General features: G+C 67.7%; 3 protein-coding genes and 5 pseudogenes. 3 read left to right on the top strand and 5 right to left on the bottom strand.

Translation table 11 applies throughout. From position 1 onward, the window contains the following. Positions 1 to 609 precede the first annotated feature (609 nt). Positions 610 to 1014 carry a hypothetical protein gene (locus ACO1BR_RS39065; RefSeq protein ID WP_426799858.1) on the bottom strand — a complete coding sequence of 135 codons (405 nt, stop codon included), beginning with the start codon at positions 1012 to 1014 and terminating at the stop codon, positions 610 to 612. 79 nt (positions 1015 to 1093) lie between these two features. Beyond that, on the bottom strand, positions 1094 to 1480 hold the full coding sequence (locus ACO1BR_RS39060) for a cupredoxin domain-containing protein (protein WP_426799857.1): 387 nt from the start codon (positions 1478 to 1480) through the stop codon (positions 1094 to 1096). Positions 1481 to 2536: 1056 nt separating this feature from the next. Between ACO1BR_RS39060 and ACO1BR_RS39055 the strand changes: the two genes are divergently transcribed. Next, positions 2537 to 3838, top strand: a complete 1302-nt coding sequence (locus ACO1BR_RS39055) for a cytochrome P450 (protein WP_426799856.1) — start codon at positions 2537 to 2539, stop codon at positions 3836 to 3838. Positions 3839 to 4027: 189 nt separating this feature from the next. Here the strand turns inward: ACO1BR_RS39055 and ACO1BR_RS39050 are convergent. The 3 pseudogenes from ACO1BR_RS39050 to tnpA form a co-directional block, all read right to left on the bottom strand. Next, positions 4028 to 4215, bottom strand: a pseudogene (locus tag ACO1BR_RS39050) (ISAzo13 family transposase); the annotation flags it as partial. A 403-nt stretch (positions 4216 to 4618) separates the two neighbouring features. Continuing rightward, a pseudogene (locus ACO1BR_RS39045) lies at positions 4619 to 5829 on the bottom strand (RNA-guided endonuclease InsQ/TnpB family protein). Next, positions 5813 to 6261 (bottom strand): annotated as a pseudogene (gene tnpA, locus ACO1BR_RS39040) (IS200/IS605 family transposase). The pseudogenes ACO1BR_RS39045 and tnpA overlap by 17 nt, the downstream one beginning before the upstream one ends. A 243-nt stretch (positions 6262 to 6504) precedes the next feature. Here tnpA and ACO1BR_RS39035 point away from each other — a divergent pair. Together ACO1BR_RS39035 and ACO1BR_RS39030 are read left to right on the top strand one after the other, a co-directional pair. Beyond that, positions 6505 to 6843 (top strand): annotated as a pseudogene (locus ACO1BR_RS39035) (transposase); the annotation flags it as partial. Then, a pseudogene (locus tag ACO1BR_RS39030) lies at positions 6842 to 7802 on the top strand (transposase); the annotation flags it as partial. The pseudogenes ACO1BR_RS39035 and ACO1BR_RS39030, both read left to right, overlap by 2 nt.

Below are 7802 nucleotides of genomic sequence, written 5' to 3'. Positions count from 1 at the left end.
GCCCGCCCCACAGCCTCCTGCGGCAAGTGGCGCGGCCGATTTCTCCAGGGTCGGAGGATGCGGGCACCTGACTGGTCCCTGGGAACAGGACCCCGCCCTCCTTGTCGGCTACGGCCGCCAGGCACCCGATTCCCTGGAAGCACGCACCGAAGGCATGGCCCACCAACTCCGCGGCGAGAACATCCGCTTCGCCACCTACGCTCACACCTCCGGCAAATCCGTACCCGCCGGCGTCGCCGCCCTCCTACCCGTCCACGTCGTCCGCACAGCCGAATACGTCATCATGCTCGCCCCGAGGCCCGCGGACGCGGTCTGGGCGCCCAGGCAACCCGCCTCACGCTCGACTACGCCTTCCACGCCACCAGCCTGCGCCATGGTCTGGCTCAAGGTCCTCGCCACGAACAAGGCAGGAATCCGTACTACGAGAAGGCCGGCTTCCGCGCGGCCGGGACCCTCCGGGAAGCCGGCTACTGGCTCGGGCAGGTCTGCGACGAACTCGTCATGGACGCCCTCGCCAAAGAGTTCACGAGCACTTCCCTCGTCACGAGTCTGCTGTCAAGTCACACCAAAACCCGATGGGCGCCCCATGACTGTCGTGCCGCCTTCTGCTCACGCCCGCCCGCTCGGCGTGCGGTAACGGCTGGCAGTGACGAAGCCGACCGCCGCGCCCAGCGTCGCCACTGCCTCTGCCACGGCGGACGCAGTCTTCTTCGGATACCACGCAGGCTCATGCATGTTGGGCAGCGGCCCCAGGGAGCCCACGTCCACGTACCGGTACAGGAGCACCGCGCCGAGCGCCGATGCAGCCACCAGGAAAGCGAACGCCCACACCCAACGGCTCCGCCCGCTCACCAGCACCAGGACAGCCGCCAGCGCCGCCACCGCTGCCTGGGCGCGGAACAGTGTCCCCTCGCTGATACCGGTACCCACCGGGTCGTAGGCTTCCGCGAGTTCGGCATGGACGTAGACGTCGACAGCGAGCCCAGCCGCGGTGAGAAGCCGTAGCAACCACATCTCACACTCCCGGCAACATCGTCACCGGCAGCCAACTCACCCCGTTAGCCGGAGGCCGGCTGCGACGTCTCACGTCACGTCACTTCACTACGATCGTGCCGTGCATGAACGGGTGGATGTCGCAGCCATAGCTGAACGTGCCGGCGGAGTGGAACGTAAAGCTGTAGGAATCGCCACCCCTGAGCACCGGCGAGTTCAGCCCGCCTGCGCCGGTCACCGTGTGCGGAGCCCTATCCTCATTGATCCAGGTCACCTGGGTGCCCTTGCTGACGGTCAAGGTGGACGGCGAGAACGCGAAGCCGGCGATCGCCACATCGTTGGCCGCCACCGGTGCGCCCGGAGCGGCGGGCGCCATCGCGACCGTGGCCGCCCCTCTGAAGTACCCGTGCTCAGCGAAATGCCGGCCGTGTCCGCCACCGGCCCACGCGCCCGCCGTGGAGAGGCTTGCGGCTGTGGCGGCAGCCACCAAAACGATCGCGACGCGACGGCGGCGAGTCCACTTCGAGGAATCCGCAACTGATCTAGGTGTCATGATGTCGACCCAATCCAACTCTGGTGCGGGTCTATGCGCGTCCCGCGAGGATGCGGGTCGCACATCCGGACATAATCGACGATACTCTGCACATTCCCGGGGCGTACAGCGGCTGTTGGGGCCTCAACGCCGCGACCGGACGTGACAACACGGTCCACAAACGCCTCATCAAGAAGGCGCACCCGCGCAGCCCTCCGGCGGTACCGCAATCACGCCATCTGACCTGGCCACTCGCGTCCGCGTCGCCTCGGGCGCCACGGCTATCTGCGTGGGCATTGATCTTCGGGTAGACGCGCGCGAACAGCGGATGCGAAATCGGCTTCCGCATTCCGTGCGACTGTACTCCTCGCCCGGCCCCGGCTCCTGGCCCCGGAAAGCCTCCGCAGTGGGAACAGTGCAGCACCCCTGACCGCCGGCGCCGGTCCGCTCGCGGGGGGGCGAACACTCCGGGGCGGGCGATCGTGAACCATTCGTCGGGTGCGTTACGAACCGAGGAGGGCTGGGGCCCGCCGTACGGAATTCTGTCCATGGTCGCCGAAGTGGTATTCATCGGCGCCTTCATCACCTGGTACGGCGCCGGGACGACACACGCCGGCCGCTTCGGTCACCCGGTCCACTCCGCCCGTGCGCGTTCGGTAACCACCGCGGTGAGCGGGCAGCAATCCAAGACCGCCCCGTTCGCGTATACCCCACATATGGGTATATGCGGTACTACAGGAGGTGTGGCATTTGTTACTGCCGGAACTTCTTTGCCGAACCCTCGACATGGGAGTGCTCAGACAGGCGAGAGGAGTGCATCATGATCGCCAAGCTGCTCGGCAAGCTGTCCTTCACCCGCCACTACGGTGCGTACGGGGTCGGGTGGGATGCGTACACCGGCGATGACCGGGTGTGATCGCACTGCCGGGGGGCGCCCTCGGGCGCCCGCCGGCTCCCAGCCACGCTGCCGACGATATCGGCCTGGACAGGTACGAGAGTCGGGACGATCTCATGGGCCGGACGAATGAGCCGCCGCGGTTGCCCGGGGGCAGCTTCGCGGCATGGAGCCGCGACCGGCTGGCACTGGCGCGCCATGGCGCTGAGGAGTGCGGGGAGCTCTGGCAGCTGGAGCCGGGTGTCTACGTAGCCGCTACGGCCGGGCCGTGTGAAGCAGTCCTGCGCCGCGCGCAGGACTTCCACCAGGCGTCCTCGGCTCTCTTCCCGCCGTTGAAGCGGTCGGGCGGAGCACCGACGCCTGAGGAGCGTGCGCACGCTCACGCCGCCCGCATGCGCGGTCTACGCCCGCAGGCGGTTGCGGCCCGGATCGGTGAGATTGCGCCCAGGGCCGCTCGATTTACTGACCGGTGGCCGACAGGCCAGGACGTCGAGGTTCTGCCCCTGGTCCGGGACGCCCTGGCAGAGATCGGCGTGCGCTACCTCTTCTCCGAAGACGCTGCCACCCTGCTGCCCTTTGCCTCACAGCTCTTCCTGGCCCGGGAGGTGCTCGAACGCCCCTCGCGGTGGGTATGGCCGCGCTGGATCCCCACACCGGCACGGCGGTTCCGCACACGGCAGCAGGTCGCCTTCACCAATGCGTTGCGGCCCATCGTCCGCCGGCGCCGTTCTTCGGGCCGGCTCGGTGACGACATGCTGGGACAGATGCTCCAGCCGTCCGCCCGCTACGGCCTCCTGCCGGAAGAGGCCGTCCTCGACACCCTCCCTGGGATCACCGTCGCCACCTTCGAGACACCTTCCCGGGCAGCCGGTTGGATCCTGCTCGATTTGGCTCGGCATCCCCAGGCAGCGGGCCGCGTGGCGGCCGAAGCCGCCTTGCTGCCCGCGGATCCGGCCGCGACGACCAGCGCCCACCTCGACAGCCTGCGATACACCCAGGCACTGGTACGCGAGGTGCTCCGACTGCACCCCCCGAGCTGGCTGCTGGTCCGGCGCGCCACGCGGCAGACTCAGCTCGCCGACTACACCATCGACGCCGGGTCCACCGTTCTCGTCTGCCCCTACACCGCCCAACGCGACGCACGGCAACACTCCGAGCCGGACCGGTTCCAGCCCGAGCGCTGGCTCGATGATTCGGGCTCGCCGGCGAAACCCGGGGTCTTCCTCGCCTTCGGTACCGGCCCGCACGGCTGCGAGGGAGCCGCTCTGGCCATGGCGATGCTGACGCTCCTGACCGCGCAGACCGCCCGCCGCTATCACTTGAGCGAGCCGCCCGGACCGGAACCCAGCTACCAGGTCACCACCTTCGGAGGTCTCGCAACCGTCGGCCTGCGGCTGCGTGCCACCTTGCGCAGCTGAGGGCAGGGTCGTGGAAGATCTTCCCGGCAGTGGCGTCATCCGCGGGGCGGTGCCCCTCCCAGACAGCAAGGTCGTAGCTCATACACGCGAGGCTGCCACACGTCACTGACAGCATGGATCAGCGCTCAACGGAATGCGATCAGAGAGATCCACCACCAAAAAGAAACGACTTCAAGGACTTGCAGATCATCAACACGTCGTCTTGATCTTGCTGTTGGCTTCGTTACTCAGGGCGGTGACCCGGGCCTGGAGGGTTGCGAGGGCGGCTGGTGGAGTGGTCGCCGGTGGGATGTCGATGCTGTGTGCCTCAGCAGTCTCCTGATCTTCAGCAGGGTGCGGTGCATGGCGGTCCGGCTGCTGCCGAACCGCACGGTGACCAGTGACCGGAAGGGGAGTGGCCGCCCTTGCGCGGGCTGTGTGCGGCTATTGGTTGCCGTGCCATCGTGCGATCAGCCTGCGGACGAATCCGCCGAGGGCGCTGGTGCGTCGCCCGCCGCCGGACGGCCCAGGTCGGACGCCGTCGGCTGTGGAGTCCGCCCGCCGCGCATCCAGGAGACCGCGACTCAGGTCACGCAGATGTCGCGCCGCCTACGAATTCCACGTATCCCACGTCCTGTGGGAGCTCGGCGACCTCGACAAATCCATCAAGGCCCTGCGCCGGGCGAACCGACACCGACCCGACGGCGAACGGCAAGGAGGTGTCCACGCCACAGGACTACTTGCCACCCGCCTCGTGACTCCTCCCCCCGGATAAATCCGGGGGGCTTCTCCTGTCGGTGGTTAGGCCACGTCGGGAAGGACCAGCCCGGCCCTGATGGCGACATTGAGTGCGCCGACCTGATCGGCGTTGGCGGTGTGGCCGCACTGGGTGCACTCGAACTTCTCTTGCGTGGTGCGGTTCTCGCCGGACACGTGCCCGCAGGCGGGGCAAGTGCGGGAGGTGTTGCGGGGGTCCACCGGGATCAGCTTGGGATTGGCGCTCTCAGCCTTATGCGCGAGGATGCCCAGGAACACCCCCCAACCCGCGTCGTGGATACTCTTGTTCAGCCCGGCTTTGGCTGCGGCGCCGTTCGGCAGGAACGCGCCCGCCTGGTCGGGGTCGGGCTTCGGCTTCGGTGCGCGGACCATGTTCGCGATGCTCAGCCGCTCATGCGCGATCACGTCGTAGGTGCGAACCACCCTCAGCGCCGTCTTGTGTGCGTGGTCGGTGCGCTGACGGCGCACCTTGCGGTGCAGCTTGGCGACCTTCTCCACCGCCCGGCGGTGGAGGGCAGTGCGGTTTTCTCGCTTCCGGCGCGGGAACTCCTTGAGAGCCCGCTGAGCCTTGGCGAGGGCGTCGGCGCCCGGCTTGCCGTGCCTCGGGTTGGCTATGTGTTCGCCCTCGCTGGTGGTCAGGAAGTGGGCTACGCCCATGTCGATGCCGCACGCAGCGCCCGTCGCGGGCAGCGGTTCGCCAGGTACCTCGTCGCAGGCGAGGATCACATACCAGTGCTTTCCCTCACGCTTGATGGACACGGTCTTGACCCGGCCCTTCACGGGCCGGTGCTGGTGCACGCGGACGTGCCCGACGCCTTGCAGCCGGACCCGCGTCACGGGGTCGTACGGGTGGAGTCCCAGCGGCAGCCGTCCCCGTCCTTGGGGAAGTCCACCGTGTCGAACCAGTTGACCCCACGAAAGCGCGGGTATCCAGGTGTGTCCCCGGCCTTCACGCGGCGGAAGAACGCGGCGAACGCCTTGTCGAGACGGCGCAACGTCGCCTGCTGCGAGCTGAACGACCAACGGCCCTGACGCTCGGGGTCGAAGGCCCGGATCTCCTTGAGCTGTGTGGACTGCTGCCCGTACCTGACCGTGGTCTTCGAGACGTGCCGGTAGGCGTCGCGGCGTTCTTGCAAGGCCCCGTTGTAGAGGGAGCAGTGATCCCGCAGCATCTCGCCGAGCGCGGCAGCCTGGCGGACCGTGGGGCGAAGGAGGAACTTATACGCCCGGTGCACGGTCGTTCCCCTCCTTCTGCTTCTTCGTCCAGGGGCGTTCCCACTGGGTGTTGATGTATTTCTCGATCGTGTCCGCGCTGACCGCGCCGACCGAGGCGACGAAGAACGACGACCACAGCGTGGGCATCCGCGATTTCAGGTGCGCGAACTCCTCCCGCAGCACGCGGGAGGTGAAGCCTTTGAACTGGTTCGCTACGTACGACGCGGAAGCCTTGGGCTCGTGCTTGACGAACAGGTGGACGTGATCGGGCATCACCTCAAGGGCGATGATCTCCCAGCCTTTCTCGGCGGCCTTGGCCTCGATCAGCTCACGCAGCCGGACCGCGACACGTCCACCAAGGACCCGGCGGCGGACTTCGGACACCACACCACGTGCAGTCCCAAGTCGTACACGCCGCCGGAATACCGGCGAACCTTCCGCGTCACAGCCACGCGATCACCATACACACGCCGCACATATAGCTACGGTCAACAGTGCAGACCCGTACGCATAGTTGAGGTCAGAGCAGCCCAAAGAAGCGATTCCCCCCACGCCTAAAGGCGCAGATCCCCTCGCTAGCTACTTGCCCCTGAAGAAGTCTGGATCGGCGTTGGGTTGACCTCTGGGGAGAGCTGGTGAGAGTGGCCCCTTGGCCGCGACAGTGGAGGCGGGGCGTTGTGGCTGGGGGTGGGGCGATGTTGCGTGTCGCGGGAGTGCAGGATCCCTGGTGGGAGGTGCTGCCGGAGCAAGCGCGGCAGCTGCCCGCCGAGTTGGCCAGGATCGATGCGTATCTGGACGACGAGCGGTTCATCGCCCCGTGGCGCGCGGTGTTCGCCGAGCGGCTGGGGCGGCCGTCGATCCCGGTCGAGACGCTGCTGCGGCTGCTGTATCTCAAGCACCGCTACCAGCTCGGGTACGAGACGCTGTGCCGTGAGGTCGCGGACTCGTTGAGCTGGCGGCGGTTCTGTCGGATCCCGCTGACGTCTCCGGTGCCGCACCCGACCACGTTGATCAAGCTGGTGCGCCGCAGCGGAGTNGCTGTGCCGTGAGGTCGCGGACTCGTTGAGCTGGCGGCGGTTTTGTCGGATCCCGCTGACGTCTCCGGTGCCGCACCCGACCACGTTGGTCAAGCTGGTGCGCCGCAGCGGAGGCCAGACCGTGCAGGAGCTCAACGCCGCGTTGCTGGGCAAGCTGGCGGAGGACAAGCTGCTGCGATGCCGCAAGCTGCGCATCGACACCACGGTGATCGAAGCCGATATCGACCATCCCACGGACGCCGATCTGCTGGAGCACGGGGTACGTAAGCTGGGTCGGCTGGTGCGTCGGATCAAGGCTGCGGGTGCGGCCAGGCGCACGTCCTTCCGGGATCGCAGCCGGTCTGCGGGGCGCCGGCTGAAGGAGATCTCGCGCACGCTACGGCGGCGCACCGGTCAGGCGCTGGGCGAGATCGACCGACTCACCGGTGAGATCGCCGCTGTCGCTCGCGCAACCCTGCGGGAGGTGGTTGTGGTGGAGCGCAACGCTCTGCGTGCGCTGGGCAAACGGCCTTCGGGACGGCTGGCGCATCTGGTGGGTGAGCTGGCCGAGACTGCGGCGGGCACCCGTCAGCTGTTGGAGCAGACCGCTTTGCGGCTGGTGGGCATCCGCACGATTCCCGACCGGTTGGTCTCGTTGGCCGACCCTGATGCTCGGCCGATCCGCAAGGGCAAGCCCCAGCACCCCACCCAATTCGGCTACACGGCACTGGTGGCCGAGGACGAACGTGGCTTCGTCGTCGACCACAAGGTCCAGCTTGGGAACCCACCCGACGCACCGCAGTTGGTGCCGTCGGTGGAGCGCGTCACCACGCTGACCGGCCGCCCACCGGGCACGGTCGTCGCCGACCGAGGCTTTGGCTTCGCAACCAACGACCAAGCCCTGGCCGAACTCGGCGTCCAGCGGATCGGCCTCCAACGCGCTGGAAGACCCGGCAAGGCACGGCGTGAGTACGAAC

It is taken from the genome of Streptomyces sp. YGL11-2, from assembly GCF_050054615.1.
Classification (GTDB): Bacteria; Actinomycetota; Actinomycetes; order Streptomycetales; family Streptomycetaceae; genus Streptomyces.
The sequence above is the reverse complement of the archived record's forward strand: the minus strand, read 5'-3'. Positions and strand labels throughout refer to the sequence as shown.

What these genes read in the sequence shown, in the direction of transcription:
- ACO1BR_RS39055 (WP_426799856.1), top strand. Translation starts at nt 2,537, where the DNA reads ATGGGCCGGACGAATGAGCCGCCGCGGTTGCCCGGGGGCAGCTTCGCG.
- ACO1BR_RS39065 (WP_426799858.1), bottom strand. Translation starts at nt 1,014, where the DNA reads ATGTGGTTGCTACGGCTTCTCACCGCGGCTGGGCTCGCTGTCGACGTC.